At 44.5% G+C, this 16,912-nt stretch carries 14 protein-coding genes; 5 read left to right on the top strand and 9 right to left on the bottom strand.

Annotated features, from left to right (window positions below; genetic code table 11):
• Positions 1–38: 38 nt before the first annotated feature.
• Complete coding sequence (locus tag AC3CH4_RS16475) at positions 39–1,394, bottom strand: diguanylate cyclase (protein ID WP_488544054.1); 1,356 nt, start codon at positions 1,392–1,394, stop codon at positions 39–41.
• A 283-nt stretch (positions 1,395–1,677) separates the two neighbouring features.
• Between AC3CH4_RS16475 and AC3CH4_RS16480 the strand changes: the two genes are divergently transcribed.
• A complete protein-coding gene (locus tag AC3CH4_RS16480) occupies positions 1,678–2,826 on the top strand; it encodes a DUF3541 domain-containing protein (protein ID WP_488544055.1) in 1,149 nt (382 codons plus the stop codon).
• 145 nt (positions 2,827–2,971) lie between these two features.
• On the opposite strand, the gene AC3CH4_RS16485 is transcribed toward AC3CH4_RS16480, so the two are convergent.
• From AC3CH4_RS16485 to AC3CH4_RS16520, 8 genes are all read right to left on the bottom strand, one after another.
• A complete protein-coding gene (locus AC3CH4_RS16485) occupies positions 2,972–3,589 on the bottom strand; it encodes a class I SAM-dependent methyltransferase (protein WP_428783024.1) in 618 nt (205 codons plus the stop codon).
• A complete protein-coding gene (locus AC3CH4_RS16490; RefSeq protein ID WP_488544056.1) occupies positions 3,589–4,842 on the bottom strand; it encodes a sensor histidine kinase in 1,254 nt (417 codons plus the stop codon). The genes AC3CH4_RS16485 and AC3CH4_RS16490 overlap by 1 nt, the downstream gene beginning before the upstream one ends.
• Complete coding sequence (locus AC3CH4_RS16495) at positions 4,839–5,549, bottom strand: response regulator transcription factor (RefSeq protein ID WP_114635777.1); 711 nt, start codon at positions 5,547–5,549, stop codon at positions 4,839–4,841. Before AC3CH4_RS16495 ends, AC3CH4_RS16490 begins: the two co-directional genes overlap by 4 nt.
• Positions 5,550–5,704: 155 nt before the next feature.
• Entirely contained in the window at positions 5,705–8,848 is a 3,144-nt protein-coding gene (locus AC3CH4_RS16500) for an efflux RND transporter permease subunit (RefSeq protein ID WP_488544057.1), read from the bottom strand.
• Between the two features lie 2 nt (positions 8,849–8,850).
• Positions 8,851–10,122 carry an efflux RND transporter periplasmic adaptor subunit gene (locus AC3CH4_RS16505; RefSeq protein ID WP_488519322.1) on the bottom strand — a complete coding sequence of 424 codons (1,272 nt, stop codon included), beginning with the start codon at positions 10,120–10,122 and terminating at the stop codon, positions 8,851–8,853.
• Positions 10,119–11,567, bottom strand: coding sequence for a TolC family protein (locus AC3CH4_RS16510; protein WP_488544058.1), 1,449 nt, complete (start codon positions 11,565–11,567; stop codon positions 10,119–10,121). The genes AC3CH4_RS16505 and AC3CH4_RS16510 overlap by 4 nt, the downstream gene beginning before the upstream one ends.
• A gap of 114 nt (positions 11,568–11,681) precedes the next feature.
• Positions 11,682–11,951 carry a hypothetical protein gene (locus AC3CH4_RS16515; RefSeq protein ID WP_065205837.1) on the bottom strand — a complete coding sequence of 90 codons (270 nt, stop codon included), beginning with the start codon at positions 11,949–11,951 and terminating at the stop codon, positions 11,682–11,684.
• Between the two features lie 337 nt (positions 11,952–12,288).
• A complete protein-coding gene (locus AC3CH4_RS16520) occupies positions 12,289–13,497 on the bottom strand; it encodes a NupC/NupG family nucleoside CNT transporter (RefSeq protein WP_004729974.1) in 1,209 nt (402 codons plus the stop codon).
• A gap of 612 nt (positions 13,498–14,109) precedes the next feature.
• On the opposite strand from AC3CH4_RS16520, the gene AC3CH4_RS16525 reads away from it, so the two are divergent.
• From AC3CH4_RS16525 to AC3CH4_RS16540, 4 genes are all read left to right on the top strand, one after another.
• Positions 14,110–14,586, top strand: coding sequence for a hypothetical protein (locus tag AC3CH4_RS16525; protein WP_004729970.1), 477 nt, complete (start codon positions 14,110–14,112; stop codon positions 14,584–14,586).
• Positions 14,587–14,871: 285 nt separating this feature from the next.
• Positions 14,872–15,141 (top strand): PTS sugar transporter subunit IIB, encoded by a 270-nt coding sequence (locus AC3CH4_RS16530; protein ID WP_004729968.1) that lies wholly within the window; start codon positions 14,872–14,874, stop codon positions 15,139–15,141.
• Positions 15,142–15,150: 9 nt separating this feature from the next.
• Complete coding sequence (gene ulaA, locus AC3CH4_RS16535) at positions 15,151–16,407, top strand: PTS ascorbate transporter subunit IIC (RefSeq protein ID WP_004729966.1); 1,257 nt, start codon at positions 15,151–15,153, stop codon at positions 16,405–16,407.
• Positions 16,404–16,853: a PTS sugar transporter subunit IIA gene (locus AC3CH4_RS16540; protein WP_488544059.1), complete on the top strand. Its 450-nt coding sequence runs from the start codon at positions 16,404–16,406 to the stop codon at positions 16,851–16,853. Before ulaA ends, AC3CH4_RS16540 begins: the two co-directional genes overlap by 4 nt.
• Positions 16,854–16,912: the final 59 nt, after the last annotated feature.

A 16,912-nucleotide genomic window follows, 5' to 3' on the forward strand; every position in this document is an offset into this window, starting at 1 on the left:
ATTCAGCAACTAAATTCTAATCACAGCTCCAATTCAACCTACATAACTTGCCGCTTCTGTTCGTACATTTTTTCATCAGCCGCTTTCAAGAGTGCATCGACATCATCGTAGTTATTGTTATGAATAACCCAACCAACACTGATTCGAAGATAAATTGAGTACGTCTCGTAGACCACTGGTGTCGTACATATCACCTTACGAAGTTTAGCCACAATCGACGATACATGTTGGTCATCGATGATGCGTGGCAATAAGACTAAGAACTCATCCCCCCCTATCCTTGCCACGATGTCTGAGCCGCGCAACTCACTCTTTATACGCTTAGCACATTCAACTAATACCTGATCGCCGGCCGCATGACCAAACGTGTCGTTGATCGCTTTAAACCCATCCAGATCGATATTGACAACTGCAAAGGTTCTCGCTCTCTGCTTTTGAGTGGTTTTAAATGCCTGCTTGAGGCTGTACATGAAGTATCGACGATTCGGTAACATCGTAAGCTCATCATGCATAGAACGGCTATCAGCAATTAGATACAGGCGATAAATAGTCATAAAGGCAATCGCTAGTACTAACATTATGGTGTAACCCACCAGCCTTACCGCTTGAACTCGATACCAAGGCACGTCCATCAATACATGCTCATTACCGGAGAGAGCAAGGTACCAACCACCGTAAGGAAAGCTCACCTGCTCGGTGGCAAACGCATTATCGAACACATCCTGGGTGCCATAAAAGACTGGGCCATCTTTACCCGAACTGTTGGCACCGCGAATCGCGAGTTCGTACTTGTTCTCGATTTTCCCAATTCCGACATCGTCAAACAGCTCATCTAAGCCAATAACAGCACTGGATACACCCCAATAGTCTTGATTAAAAGGTGGGTCTCGAAAGATCGGAGTTCGCGTAATGAGGGCTTGACCACCTTGAAACAATTCAAAAGGCCCAGCAATAACAGTGTTACCGAGATTACGGGCTATCTCAACAGACTCCCATTGGTTCGGATAATCGCGATAATTAATACCAAGAATCTGCTCATTGCCTTCCATTGGGTAAACAAAGTTTAGAATATCGTCTTTGGCCAGTGCGATAAGTCGAATATGGAAGCCATCTCGAATGATATTCTCAGCAATCTTGTCCCAATTCTTCACCTCACCATCAGGGTTGATGGTCACTAAGGTAGAGAAATTGTTGAGGATATACATATCAGACACGATCGCGGCTTCGATCCGAGAACGAATAATGGATAATTGTTTTTTCCCCTCAGAATACGATTCATTCTTAAGAAAAGTTAATTGCTTGGCGTGAAAGAACTCAATCGCGCCTACTATCGCTAGGAAAAAAAGAAAAGATACTACTTTGGCAGACCACTGCTTGCTAGAACCACTTGGCATTTACGAACCTCTAACACTTTTGTTCTATATACTGCCTTATAACGGCTCATTTCTGGCTTATTGCTCCAGTATGCCGCTAAGTCACTAAAAATCTATACTAACGTCTACTATCTATCAAATATTGTGCCATTCATCACTTCAGGTCTATTGGTTATACTAATTGCTTAATCAAAAAGGGTTAGTGAACCTTATAAAGCTTACATTGTATTGACTCAAACCTTACATTAAAGGATTCATCGATGTTATTTTACATAGACTATTAATCAGCTTGGTACCTCACGACATGAAGCTAAAAACGATTACACTGTGCACATTATTATCGGCCTCAGTTACGGTCGCTGTTCACGCACAAGAGAACGCTCTGGCGACAAATGTACCGAGTATTCAAACCCAAGCAGATTCTCTTAACTCTAATGAACAATCTTTCAAACAATCTGCAGACCTCATTCGTACGACCTACGAAAGCCAACTCTATACCCTGCCAGCCTTCAAAGAGGGTCACTATGGTTTGCGTATGTATCGCCAAACATTAGACGATAAATATTCTGCTGCGGTATGGAGTGACATGGCACGAGTGGCAAGTAAGCTCAGCACCCTGTCTAATGACGTTCATACCATGGAACAAATCGTACTCTACTCAGAGAAGCGCGTTGCTTCTTATGTTGGCGATAACGATGAGCGCAGTGTTCGACGCTACAACATCACCAAGCACATGCCTGAATACCTTTATCTTGGTGTTGATCTTCTTGGCTCAATGGCACGTGCCAACGAATACGGCCTAGAACATCAGAATGATACCAAACTGCGTGAGATCATCCGTCGCTATGACTTCTCGCGATACGTGACCAACGAAGACATGGTGAAAGCGTGGGCGGCTCAACTCGCCAATCAAGTCTACTGGCTGCGCCAACTGGGTGAACAAGATGTCGTTGATGAGTTCGTCGACACCTTCAAGAAAGCGTATCCAGACGATGAAGATAAGAAGCTTTCAAGCCAGCAATTTGGCAACAAACTCTATGGCATGACACACGTCATCTTTGGCGATTCCGAGTACTATCAGCATCAAGTGAGCGAGCAAGATCATCAATGGATCTACGACTACTTCAGAGAAAACATCGATACGATTCTGCTGCGTGCGAAAGAAGATGTGATTGCTGAGGTTGGATTAACCTTCTTACTGGCAGGTTTAGAAGATGATCCAGTTGTCGAGAAAACTCGGCTCGCGATTCAAGCTTCTATCGATGAGAAACAAGGCATGATCCCTTCTATCACTGGTGATTTTGATCTTGAGTATGGTGAACACCGCAACGTGCTAGCAATCATGCTACTCGATTGGCAGCAAGTGAATGAAGCGCCAACCTATGAAGGCAACCCTAAGGTGTTTACTAACATCCCTTACGGACTCATTAAAAACCAACCACCGAAGAACTAGCAGCATACCTAGCCTAGGTTGGTCATAGAACCCAAAAAGCCGCATACCTTTCAAGGCCTGCGGCTTTTTACTGTTTGCTACGTCAGTACTCGTATTAAAAGTCGTTAATATCAAAACCTGCGTAAAGATAAAAACAAAGACGGCATCAAGCCCCAGACACGGCTTTGTTCATCACTATCGTGAAATCCCCTTCTGCGTAGCCCTCTATTAAAGAGACATCCTCACAGAGCGTTTTACAGAAACGATAGACACCTTGAGGGTGATAACTCATCAAGGTATTACGTGAAGGATATTGGCTTGAGTTGAGAAGATTAAAAATCACCGTCTGATTCGCCAACTCAAACATACGAGTAATCATGTTTGTCAGATAGTCAGGATCACGAGAGATGTAGTTCAGTGAACCACTGGCGATAACAATGTCATGCGCCTCAAGGCTCATTTTGCTCATGTCTCCCGACAAAAACTGACAACGGTCTTCTGTGTAATTCTGCTTAGCCTTTTTTAGAAAGCCTGCATGTTGGTCAACACCGGTGTAAGATTGAATTCGATAGATGCTGTCGAGCAGTTCAAACAACTCGCCATAGCCACAACCCAAATCTAAAACACTCTTCTTTTCGAAATCAGCCGAACGAGCGATCACTTCAAAGCGACACAATTGACTCTCTTCACTAGTCCAACCTAGAGCTTTGGCTTGGTCGCCATTTGAGCGGTTAGTCTGCTTTCGGTGATACCAATACACCTTAAAACGATCACGCCAGTGCATTACGAGAAATCCACCCACACTTCACGGCCACCAGCCAGCTCTTGGTTATGGTACTGCCATTGATATTGCGCAAGCAGCTTTTCGGTGAGCTCTAACCCTAGACCAAAGCCCAAATGATTATCTTCCACCGTACCATCAGTGTTGTTGTTAACAATGGTGACTTTTGAACCCACTTGAACGATATCCACGGTACCGCTTCCTGTGTGCTGGAAAGCATTGCGAATCAAATTGGTCAGCACGATTCGGGTTAGTCCAGCTGGTAACTGGCATTGAGTGTCGTCGCTTTCAAGATTCACAACCACCGCCTTTCCATTCAATAGATAGGTTAAATCGTGGGTAATCTGTTGCGACAGTTCGCCAAGATGTACGTTTTCCAGAGGCAGGTCTTTGTCTTGTTGTCGGGTGAGCCACAACAAAGTTTCTGTCAGGTCTGTCATGGTGAAACCCGCGCGCTTAATTCGGTCTATCACTTCAAGCTGCTTTTCTGGGCTCTTACCCTTTTGAATCAGCTTCTCTAGCAGTTCACTGTTGGTTCTTGTGACAGCAATAGGGGTACGTAATTCGTGGCTCGCATAGCCCAAGAACTTCTGTTCCCGCTCTAAGCTGTTTTGAACAGAGCTCAAGCTATCACGAATGATGTTAGCCAAAGTGTTCAGTTCACTAAAGTGAAAATCTGGTGTGGGTTCATTGAGGTTATCTTTGTCTAACGACTTAGCCCAGTTTTTTAGCTGTTCAACAGGCGATGCTACTTTACGTAATATCAAAACTAAAATCGCGAAAAACAGGACAATCGCGGCTAACGCAGTCAGGAAAATTGTCACAAAGTGAGGCAGTGCCTTGTCTTCTAAGAAATGGTCTTGTTTTTGGTTAAACACAGCAGAAACGTAACGCGCTTCGGCTCCCTTCATCACTTTCATAACAAAGTAACCTTCTTTTGGCGGTGCAAAGATTGACTTACCAAGAACCTTTTTTGATATGACATTTAACTCAACGTTACTCTGCTCAATATGAGTTTGAATACCTTGTGGTAAATCGCTCCATTGCGTTGCAACCGTAAACTCTTGATTGGTCATAGGCTTGCCCGGTTTCACAACCTCTTGCTGAGCTTGAGCAATCATAGAGCCACGCATAGCGACATCCATACCTGAGATAAAGTAATTTATACTCAATGCTGATAGAACCAGAATCGTCGTTACGCCCGTAACCAAAATCGCCAGCAATACATAGATTCTTAAGCTTGGTCTAATCTTCATCCTTCTGGTTGCTCCTTAATCGCAAACCCTTTGCCCGCAATGGTATGAAGTAATTTGTTCTCTTGTTCAGCATCGACTTGTTTACGTAGATTGAAAATATGCACTTTTAAGCTATTACTGTCTGGTTGATCATCGCCCCACACGCCCTGCATGATCGTCTCTCGTGAAACAGGATTAGGACTAGATCGCATCAAAACTTCTAAGATTTTGAGCGCAGTTGGGGAAAGCTTGAGAGGTGAGTTCGCACGATAAGCTTGATGCTGTTTAAGGTCGATCTCCAGATCACTCACCGATAAGCGGCTAACCTGACCACTGCGCCGCTTTGCCAATACTTGAGCTCGAACAATCAACTCTTCCATCGCAAATGGTTTGATCAAGTAGTCATCGGCACCTTTTGAAAAGCCTGTCAGCTTATCATCAAGCGTATCACGCGCCGTCAGCATCAATACTGGTGTGTCGATCCCCTGTGCCCGCAAGTTCTCACAAACATGCAAGCCATTCATTTTAGGTAAGTTGAGATCGAGAATTACTGCGTCATAGCGATTAGTTTCAATTAGATTGAGTCCAGCTAGACCATTTGCTGCATGATCACACTGGATGTCTTCTAAATCGAGGTAATCAATAACAGCAGTGGCCAAATCGAGGTCGTCTTCAACCAAAAGCAATTGAAGCTTATCTGTGAGTTTATTAGTGACGGATTCTGCCATCATGACGACCTCTATTTTAGTTATATTGTGGCTAGTAATGCGCAGTTCTGTAATGCCTTAGCCTATTGAGCTTTGACTGCTAATGAACCTAAACAGATGCTGCTGAGACTAATTCAGCATCCACCTATTAGATATCATCATTAGCTTAGCCATTGTTAAGCCGTTTGTTCAACGCCTTTGACTCGATTTGTGACTTTAAGAATCAGCGACTTAATCTCACACTGAATCATTAGTAATGCTGGCGTCAGAATCAGCGTAATAAACGTCGCAAACAAAATGCCGTAACCTAGTGCTGCCGCTGCAGGGATCAGGAATTGAGCCTGCAGAGACGTTTCACTTAATAGTGGCGTCAAACCTGCGAACGTGGTGACCGATGTGAGTAACACGGCTCTTAGTCGACCAGAACACGCTTCAACAATCGCATCGTGAACCGACTTGCCCTGCTCTTTGATTAGCTCATTGAAACGAGAAACCAACAACAAGCTGTCATTCACCACCACGCCACTCAATGCAAGGATACCGTTTAACGATAGGATACTGATTGTTAAGTCATTCCACCAGTGCCCTAAGATTGCCCCAACAATACCAAATGGAATCGCTGTCATAATAATCACAGGCTGAATGTAAGACTTCAGCGGGATAGCAAGCAGCGTGTAGATAGCAATCATGGCGAGTACAAACATGCTCATCATTGAACTCGCGGTTTCTTCTTGCTCTTCCGTTTCGCCAGCAAAGTCGACCGTTAGCCCCGGATATTGCGCTTCTAAATCGGGTACTAATGTGTCTTGCAACTGATGAACAAGCTCAGCAGGCGCAACCACCTCTTTGTCCAATACTGCACTGATGTACACAGCACGTTGGCTATCAATGCGTGTGATCTCTGATACTTGGTAGTCTGAATGCACCTCAGCAACCGTACTCAAAGGCACCACGGTACCGTCGTTGGTTCTCACGCTCGATTGCTTGATATCCGCAATGGTTTGACGATCCGACTCTGGGTAACGAACTCGAACTTTCACCTCATCTTTACCACGTTGGAATTGCTGAACTATGTCACCACCAAACGCCTGTAATACTTGCTGTGAAAGACTTGCCGTATCAAAACCTAACGCACGACCTTGTTGTGTTAATTCGAAACGATACTGAGGCTCACCCAGATCCAAGTTATGATCAATGCCACTCACACCGTCAATAGCTTGAAGCTTGGTTAAGAACTCATTGCCGGCCGCCGAAACTGATTCTTCATTCCACGCTTTTAGCTCGACTTTGAAGTTATCGACCATCTCCATTTTAGACAAGATTTTAAGCTTCTTAACCCCTTCCATTTGGCCAACAGTCTCTTGCCACGCATCTGCAAACTCGTTCGATGTGTAAACACTGGCGCTGTCCAATTCAATTTTCACTTGGCCAGAATCATCGGCATCGGCGATAACCTGAAGGCTAAGCAATTCCGATGATCCATCTTGAGCACCGTATTGCGCTCTCAGAGTTTCATCCGTTTGTGTTGCCGCCGCTTCAAGCACTAGCAAGTTTTGCTGTGTTTGACCAAAGCTGGCATCGTTCTGCATCGACATATCAGCTGTAACGGTGTCACCCGGCATATCAGGGAAAAAAGCCACACGAACCGCACCCGTCATCGGTAGCCCAGCAACCAAGATAAGCAGCGACAAGAAAACCATTACCACGGCGTAACGCAGTTTTAGTGCCCATTCAATAGCCGGGCAATAGATACGCTTGTTAAACCAACCTAAACCAGTATCCGCAGCATGTTGAATGCGAGCCCACAACCCCTTCTTGTCACTACGCTTGGTATTAATGTGTGCAAGATGCGATGGCAGGATGAACTTTGATTCAACCAATGACAGCAACAAGCAAATAGTCACGACGGTGCCAAATTGAGCATAAATCTGCCCCATTTTACCTTCAACATTGGCCAATGCTAAAAAGGCAACGACTGTCGTTAACACACCAAATATAGTTGGTGACGCCACTTTCATGGTTCCTCGAATGGTACTTCCGATTGAGTCCCCTTCTTCTTTGCGCGTGGAGTAAATGCTTTCCCCGACGACCACCGCATCATCGACGACTATTCCGAGCGCCATAATGAAACCAAAGGTGGTCATTTCATTGATGGTTAACCCCATAAAGGTGTCTGTCATGAAGAACATGGTGCCAAAGAATACGAACGGTAAGCCCGCAGCCACCCAGAAAGCGACACGCACATTAAGGAATACCGCTAACACGATGAATACCAGAGCAATACCCGTTAACGCGTTCTTCACCAACAGGCTCAAACGGTCTTTGATCATGGTACTTTTGTCGTACCACGTTTCGATTTCGACATCGCTCGGCAGCATGTTGCTGTTTTCCCAGCGATCTACCACTTGTTGAGCCTGTTCAACGATGCTGACGACATCTCCATATTCATCCATCACGATCTGAATCGCCATTGCATTATGTTGGTTGTAACGAGAAAGCATGAAGGTGTCATCGGCAAACATGTCTTCGACGTTGGCAATGTCACCCAATGTAATTTGAGTGCCATCAGTCGTCGTCATCACCGGAATCGCGTTGAAGTCTTGGATCTCATACGCCTGTTCCGACACCTTCAAACGAACCGTTTTTTCACCGTTGCGAAGGCTGGTAGAAATTGCAGCAGAAGATTCCGCATTGATCGCTTCAGAGACGTCAGTCAGGGTTAATCCATAAGCTTGAAGTTTATTCTCATCAACCTCGACCGAGATCATAGGATCGGCTTTAGCCTTAATCTCTAAGTCACGAATGGCCGATTGGCTCAGTAAATCCGACTTTAGTTGCTCAGCTAAGCTCTGCAGCGTTGCTCGGTCTGCATCCCCATAAAGCTGTACCCATAAGGCGTGGTCTTGCATGCGAGCCTTATCAATCACAGGATTGTCAGCGCCCGCAGGCAGGTTATTGATCGCATCAACCTTAGTTTTAACGTCGGTTAACAGGGTATCAAGATCATAGGTGCTCGTTTTTTCAATCGAAACATAGCTGCCGTTCGCATCAGAAGTAGACGTAATACGCTTAATGCCAGGTACGGTTTCTAACGCATCTTCAATCTTAATCGCAAGGCCTTCTTCCGCTTGAACAGGGTCACCACTGTCATAAGTCACTGAAACAGTGACAACATCGGGTTCTAGGCTCGGGAATGCTTCTTTACGTAACGTGTTAAGCGATAACACGCCAATAATGATCACGCCCACTAACAATAAGTTCGCTGCCACAGAGTTGTTAGCAAACCATGCAATAGCGCCTGTATGCTGCTTGTTTGACATGATTAACCCTCCGCCTTAGCCAGAACGACCATGCCTGCTTTAAAGCTGCTTAACGGACGCTTTACCACTTGCACACTGTCACTATTTGATTCTGTAAGGCTATTCAGATCGGCAGAGTTGTTCAGCTTGGTAGGGTCGATGTAAATCAAACCGCCCTTTTCAAACTCAACATTCGCGTTTGATTTAGAGAGCAGACCGTTGCCATCCACAAACCACAGATCACCCTGCTGCGAAAGTGCTGAAGCTGGCAGCTCCCATAATTGAGTTAGTTGCTTACCCGAGATCGTTGCCTGCACGAATGTGCCTGGATAAAGATCTTTCTCTTGCTCCAAAGGGTTATCGACTTTCACGATCAGTGAACGTTGACGTGTGTCTTGTTGTAAGTGCTGCTCTACTCGCTCGACATAACCTTGCCACTGGTACTGACCATCAGAACTCGACAGAATCACTGGCCACGGCTGCTCTTTCAATTGCGAGTTATCGCTGTTGGGTAAGCTCAACCATTGGCTTTCAGACAAAGGAACAGAGACCTCAACCTCATCAACGCTGTATAACGTAGCAATCTGCGCGCCCGTTTGTGCGTAGCTTCCCGGTTGAACATCACGGCTCACGACCAACGAATCAAAAGGGGCAACCAAGGTTGTTTTTTCGAGGTCTTGCTGAGCCTTTACCAATTCAAGCTTGGCGTTCTCTAAGGCAGCTGTTACTTGTGCCAGTTGTGGTTCGCGTAATACTAAAGGTGAATCTGGCTCGCCGGACAAACCAGAGCGTTGCCATTCAGACTTAGCTTGTTCGCCTTGTCTTTGCTCTTCCAATAAATCCAGTTGAGCTTGAGCAACATTCGCCTTTGCTTGCGTTACCGCTTGTTGGTAGCTGGTCGAGTCGATATTGGCGATCACTTCACCTTGGCTTATCACTTGCCCTGTTTCAAACTGCGAGCTGATCGTTTCTACTCGGCCACCAACTTCTGTTGAAAACATCAACTCATAACGCGACTTCGCTTCTCCGTAGCCCACCACTTCCGCTTGGTAGTCTCCGAGAGTTGCGAGTACCACTGACACTTGTTGCTGTTGCGAGGCTGCTAAGGTGGTCGTTTCAACAGACTTAGTTCCAATAGACTTAGTTTCAGCAACCATGATTTGAGACTCTGAAACCGTTAATTCATTCGTCTTTTGAGGAGTAAGCTCTGTTTGTGAACCGTTGTAAGCGAGGGCAGCAAAAATGCTTGAACCCGCAACAAGGGTGATTGCAATTGTGATGGTGTTCAGTTTCATGAAGATACTCCCAAGCCCAGAGCTAGGCCTAAATCAATTCGGTTTACAAGACGGTTATAGATGGTTTGTGTTAGCTGCGCTTCAAGGTCATAGGTTTGTTGCTGAACAGTAAGTAGATCAAAAATGTCGACCAAACCCTGACGGTATTTCTCTTCATAGCTGGTGAAGCTGCGTTGTGCGCTCACCAAGGCGTTCGTTAGGTGTTGCTGTTGAAGCGTTAGTGAGGACTCTTGACCCATCGCGTTCTCCACTTCATTCACCGCATTCAGTAGTGTTTCTTGGTAAGCCCAGTAACTGGTTTCTGTGGTTAAGTCAGCAATCTCTGCTTGGGCTTTCAGCTTGCCACCTTGAAACAGTGGTGCCGATACTTGGCCAAGCGCACTCCACAAAGGCCCGGTAAGCAGCGCTTCGCTCGGAGATTCTGCCATATCGGTTAGGCTTGCAGATAAGCTGATCGACGGTAGCATCGCTTTGTATGCAGCATCAGCACGCAGTGTTTCTGCTTCAATATTGAAGAAAGCCGCTTGAAGATCCGGACGCCCTGCCAGATCTTGCGTCGGCATGTTGTCTAGCGGGTTAATGATGGTTGGGAATGAACCGAGATCAGGTATTGAAGCTAGATCAGACTCTCCACTCCACTGTCCTGTTAACAGAACCAATTCACGGCGACTTTGTGCAAGTTGCTCGCGGTAATCGGCTAAGGTTGACTGAGTCGATGCGCTGCTGGTTTTGGCGTTATCCAGGTCTTCAAGGCTACCCAACCCTGCACGGTATCGTTCTAAAACAAGCTCTTCGTTATTTTCTAGAATCACCAAGCGCTGTGTTTCAATATCAACAAGCTGCTGCTTCAAGCTGATATCAAGCCAACCTCTCATCACACTCGCGACCAAAAGATCTTGAGCCCCCTGAAGGTTAGCCTGAGACGTCGCAATGTCTTTTAACGCGGCGTTGTTTGTGTCTGCTAATTTCTGCCATAAGTCCAACTCCCAACCGACCGTGACATCCGTGGTGTAGGTTTCAGTGGTGCTTGAGCCTTTAGTGCCTTCGTCAGCTTGACCAGAAAAACTCGCATCGACGGTTGGTAAGCGGTCGCCAGACGTCACACCTTGCTGTGCATAGGCAATTTTGAGTGCTGTGATACTTTGTTGAAGGCTTGGACTGTTCTGCAGAGCGCGCTCGATATAGAGATCGAGCTCCGGCGCATTCACTAAATCGGTGAGTTGTAGATTCTCTGTATCTAACTCTTGTTCATTAGAAGCATGCTGGTTCAAAGCCTGTTCTTCAGAGGTTTGTTGGATCAGCTCTGAAAGTAAGCTTTGCTGTGTCTTGCTAGTGCTTTGCTCTGCTAACGAAACATAGTCAGCCTGACTGGTTGTCGTGCAACCGATCAACCCGATTAGAGCAAGTGAAATAAGGGAATGTTTTAAAGGAAGATTCAATTTCATCTTCTTGTCTCCTGTAAGAATGGAGGCAAGATAACGAGCTGGAGGTTAAGGGAGGGTTAAGGCGAACGTTAACCCTAAAAGAAAATGCAAAAAGTGTACGTTTAAACTTCTGTTTTATGCTTCTGACTTGCTAGAAAAGAGCCCACCGATCTTATAACCAATCGCATAGCAAACCACTGCAATAGTCACAAACACCAATGCCGAGAAGAAGTACGCCACCGATGCGGCGACGCCAGTGCCCCATACGATGCTGAAGACTAAACCGTGGTAAGCCTCTTGCGGCCACTGAGAGATAGGGAACTGAGTACCACCAGCAATAAGATAAACCATCGCAAACAAGCCGATAAAGGCAGTGATAAGACCGATGAGAACGCGCATGTTCATGGGGAAACCTTTGATTTATTGGACTTGGTTGCCATTGTTCTTAGTCGAAAGCGGATGTGCTTAGTCGAAACCGAATATTCTTAATCGAAGTCGAATGCTATTAATCGCAACCTGATGATATTCAAGTATATCGGATAAAAGGAGCTTGCTCTATTACTCTTCCGAGTGAGCCTTATACACGACAGAGTAATGAAAGTGGTGGTTTGAATCTGAATCAACCTAACCAGCAGGCACAAAAAAGCGGATACCCTTCTTACGTAAACTCCGTAAGTAAGATACCCGCTTTTACTAAATTTAAGCGCTTTTATTGAATCTAGCTACTTTAACTTAATCTAGCTTAAAGCAGGATGAAGATACCCGCTAAACATGCACTCATTAGGTTAGCTAACGTACCAGCCGCTACTGCTTTCAAACCTAAGTTTGCCACTTCTGCACGACGCTCTGGTGCCATCACACCAATCGAACCTAATTGAATCGCGATAGAACCAATGTTGGCAAAACCACACAATGCAAAAGTCACAATGACTTGGCTATGTTCAGATAGCAGCGCTTTGTTCTCAACGAAATCGATGAAAGCAACAAACTCGTTCATTACGATCTTCTGACCGATGTAAGAACCTGCCATTAATACTTCATCACTCGGGATACCAATTAACCATGCAAGAGGCGAGAATAGGTAACCGAAGATAGCTTGCAGGGTAATGCCCGCAAAACCGAACATTTCGCCTAGACTTTCTAAACCCGTGTTGACCATTGCAATCACACTCACGAATGCAACCAACATAGTGCCGACAGCTACCGCCACCTTCATACCGTTCATTGCTCCACTTGCCAATGCATCGATCACGTTGCTTTGGTCAGCTTTATCTAGCTCAATGTGGTCGTAGTCACTCGGAGTACTACGCTCAGGAACAATGATCTTCGCCATCAATAGGCTGCCCGGAGCCGCCATGAAGCTTGCTGCAATAAGGTATTTAAGCTCAACACCTAATCCTGCATAGCCACCCAGCACACTGCCGGCCACTGACGCCATGCCGCCCGCCATTACAGCAAACAGTTCAGAACGAGTCATAGACTTTAAAAAGGGACGAATAAGAAGAGGTGACTCACCCTGAGAAAGGAAGATATTACCTGTTGCAACTAGAGATTCAGCTTTACTGGTGCCCAGCAGTTTTTGCACCGCTCCACCAAGAACTTGAATCACTTTCTGCATAACGCCTAAATAATAGAGCGCAGAGATCAAAGCACTGAAGAAGATAATGATTGGAAGTACGCGAATCGCGAAAATGAAACCTTCAGTAGCCAGATCACCAAATAGGAAAGCGATACCAACGTCTGCAAAACCAAGCAAACTCGAAACGCCATTGCTTAGGCTTGTTAACGCCAGTTGTCCCCAAGGGAAATACAACACCAAAGCAGCGAAGCCGATTTGAAGTAATAGTGCACGAGAGACCGTTTTCCAGTTAATAGAAGAGCGACTCTCAGATAGCAGACATGCGCAAGCAATCAGTGCAATAACACCGACAAGACCAAATAGAATATTCATAATGTGTCCTAGTAATCCTTAAAGAGTGAACATGAGCCAAACGAATGACATCAAAGGAATAGGACAAAGAACCGCAAGCAAAACGCTACGCGATGAAGGAGCTAACAACGTTAGCGACTGTAACAACGAGTTGTTCATGTAAAAATCACCTTATACAAGCAGTGGAACGTAGCTGGTCCGGTCCGTGGGGTCATTCACATATCCATGTGACGGCTTGTATTGGCTAAGCACCGGCTTAAAACCGGAAAAGAAGTATAAACAGTTAAGTGAGACTTTCATCACATTTTTTAACGCAAACGATCGCGCGGTCAAGGATTAAACAAAACGCTGTGTTTATCGTCATTTGTGTGCATAAAAACTGTAAACAACCTGTATGAAGTTGAATTTGTAATGTTAAGCCTTTAAACGTACGAGCGTAATCACTCGGTTAATTCTGTGTGATTCTTACTACTTTTCTGTGCTCTGCCTCATTTCCCGATACTTCAAGATTCATCTTAAGTTTAGATGCGTATATACTTTGTATGATCTCACCAAATAATTATCTATAAAATACTAATAGAGCTGATTAGATATAACAGCCATCGAGACTAAGAGAGGAAACACTTGAAGAAAATGGAAGCTCCGCACGACATGAACAATGGAGCTAAATTCAAAACAAATAGACATGGCTATGTGACAGTAGTTGAATATTATAATACCTATACTGTTATTGTCGCGTTTGAAAACACCGGAAATATCCGCGCTATCAGTGCGGCGAAATTACGTACAGGTCAGTTAACTGATCGCTCTGTCGCACCTGAATCAATTATGATTGGTGAAAAGGTTGAATCCGTTAAACATGGAATATTGACCATTACCCAAGTTGAATCTGAAAATATTGTGGTACTAACCAACACTAATAACGAAGAAATTCGAATGTTATTGCCCGCTGTACAAAAAATGAAAGATAAGGTCGAAGATGTTGAGAATGATAAAACTGAGGCTCCAAAGCCAACCTCTCTCAGTCAATTAACAAAAAGAAATAAAAAGACCAAAGACGTCAATAGTATGCTTAAGAAAATGCTTACCGATTACGGTCGATACGATTAGTTATCTATTTTATTTCACAAATCCTCTAAATATTTGTCTTCCGAAAAATAAATACATTTACTCCTGCCTTTCTCAATAAGATACGTTGCATATTCGAGTGAAAAGTTAAATTTGATCAAAGTCTCACTCTGGATCTTTAACACAAATTAACGAGATCTCCATCACAATCTCATTTTAGCTTTGTGATGGAGATCTTATTGAAATCTGAATATTTCCATTATTATGCTCTCACACAATAAGAGAACGCAGTTTCTCAACCCCTAAAATCCAATTGAGACAAATATTATGAAAAAGATTCTTGTAGTTTGCGGTAACGGCCTTGGTACTTCACTAATGATGGAAATGGCAGTGAAAGAAGTGGCTAAAAAAATCGGTTTCGAAGCAGAGATTGATCACGAAGATCTATCTTCTGCGGCATCAAGCAATGCGGATATTTGGGTCGCGGCAACAGACGTTGCTAACCAACTGAAAGACGGTGGAAAAGAGAACATCATCAGCCTTAAAAATATTTTTGACAAAGCATCAATCGAAGAACAACTAAAAACTTTCATGTAAGGTCAAATTATGCAAAACTTTTTCGAATTCATGCTCGGCTTATTAAAAGAGCCAGCAATCATGGTAGGTTTAATTGCTTTCATTGGCCTTGTTGCACAAAAAGCTGATATTTCTACCATTCTAAAAGGCACAATTAAAACCGTAATGGGTTTCCTAATTTTAGGTTTTGGTGCTGGCGCTCTTGTTGGCGCACTAAATAACTTCTCAGTTGTATTTACTGAAGCATTCGGCGTAAGTGGTGTTATTCCAAATAACGAAGCAATTGTTGCATTAGCACAAGAAGCATTCGGTTATGAAATGGCTCTAATTATGTTCTTCGCATTCGTTGTGAATATTTTATTGGCTCGCATTACTCCTTTAAAATATATTTTCTTAACGGGTCACCACACAATGTTCATGTCTATGCTAGTAGCGGTAATTCTGTCTACAGCAAACATTGAAGGCACTGCTCTAGTCGCAATTGGCTCTATCATTGTCGGTACACTAATGGTTGTGATGCCAGCTCTAGGCCAAAAGTACACTGAAAAAGTAATGGGTACTGATCAACTGGCTATCGGTCACTTCTCGACACTGTCTTACATCGTGTCTGGCTTCATTGGTAGCAAATTCGGTGACACATCAAAATCAACAGAAGACATCCAAGTTCCTAAAAGCTTAATGTTCCTGCGTGATACGCCAGTAGCCGTAGCAACAACAATGGCAATCTTCTTCATGCTTGCGTCTATTATTGCGGGCGGCGAGTTTGTAGAAACAGTATCAAGCGGTCAAAACTGGGTTGTGTTTACCTTCATGCAATCTCTAATCTTTGCAGGTGGTGTTTACATCGTATTGCAAGGTGTGAAGATGCTAATTGCTGAAATCGTTCCTGCATTTAAAGGTATTTCTGACAAACTAGTTCCGGGTGCAAAACCTGCTCTAGATTGCCCAATGGTATTCCCTGTAGCCCCAAACGCGGTACTTATCGGTTTCCTTTGTTCTTTCGCTGCTGGTCTACTAGCAATGGCAGTACAAGGTGCACTTGGTTGGACAATCATTGTAGCGGGCGTGGTACCTCACTTCTTCGTTGGTGGCGCAGCTGGTGTTTACGGTAACGCAACAGGCGGTTTACGCGGTGCAATCCTAGGTTCATTCACGCAAGGTCTGTGTATCTCTTTCCTACCGATGCTGCTACTTCCTGTACTGGGTGGCCTGGGTCTTGAAGCAACAACGTTTGCTGACTTCGACTTCGGTGTAGTTGGTCTGATTCTAGGGTGGATTGTTTCATGAGCCTATTCGATTTAATCGGTGACCAAGGCGTTATCATCAACTCTGAAGAAAACCTAACGGTTGATGCTGCGATTGATTTAACCTGTTCAACACTGCTAGCAAGCAACAAAATTGAAGCTAGCTATGTTGAAGCTATCAAACAAAAGCACAAGGACATTGGCGCGTACTATGTTCTAGCACCAAAGATTGCGATGCCTCATGCTCGTCCTGAAGATGGTGTGAACGAAGCATCTCTGCAAGTGACGGTATTCAAAAAGGGTGTTGATTTAGAGTCGGAAGACAACGGTGACGTTTACCTTTCAATTACTCTGGCAGCGATGGACTCAGATAGCCATATCCATACTATTATGGCGCTATCAGAGTTGTTCCAAAATGATGATGACATTGATGCCATTATCGCAGCGGAAACAGAGCTAGAGATCATCGAGATCTTAAAACGCTGCTAATCTCGATCTAAAGATCCTGATATGCCCCCATTAAAAAAGCGATAGCCTCGGCTATCGCT

The sequence above is a fragment of the Vibrio sp. QJM3NY_26 genome (assembly GCF_057786005.1).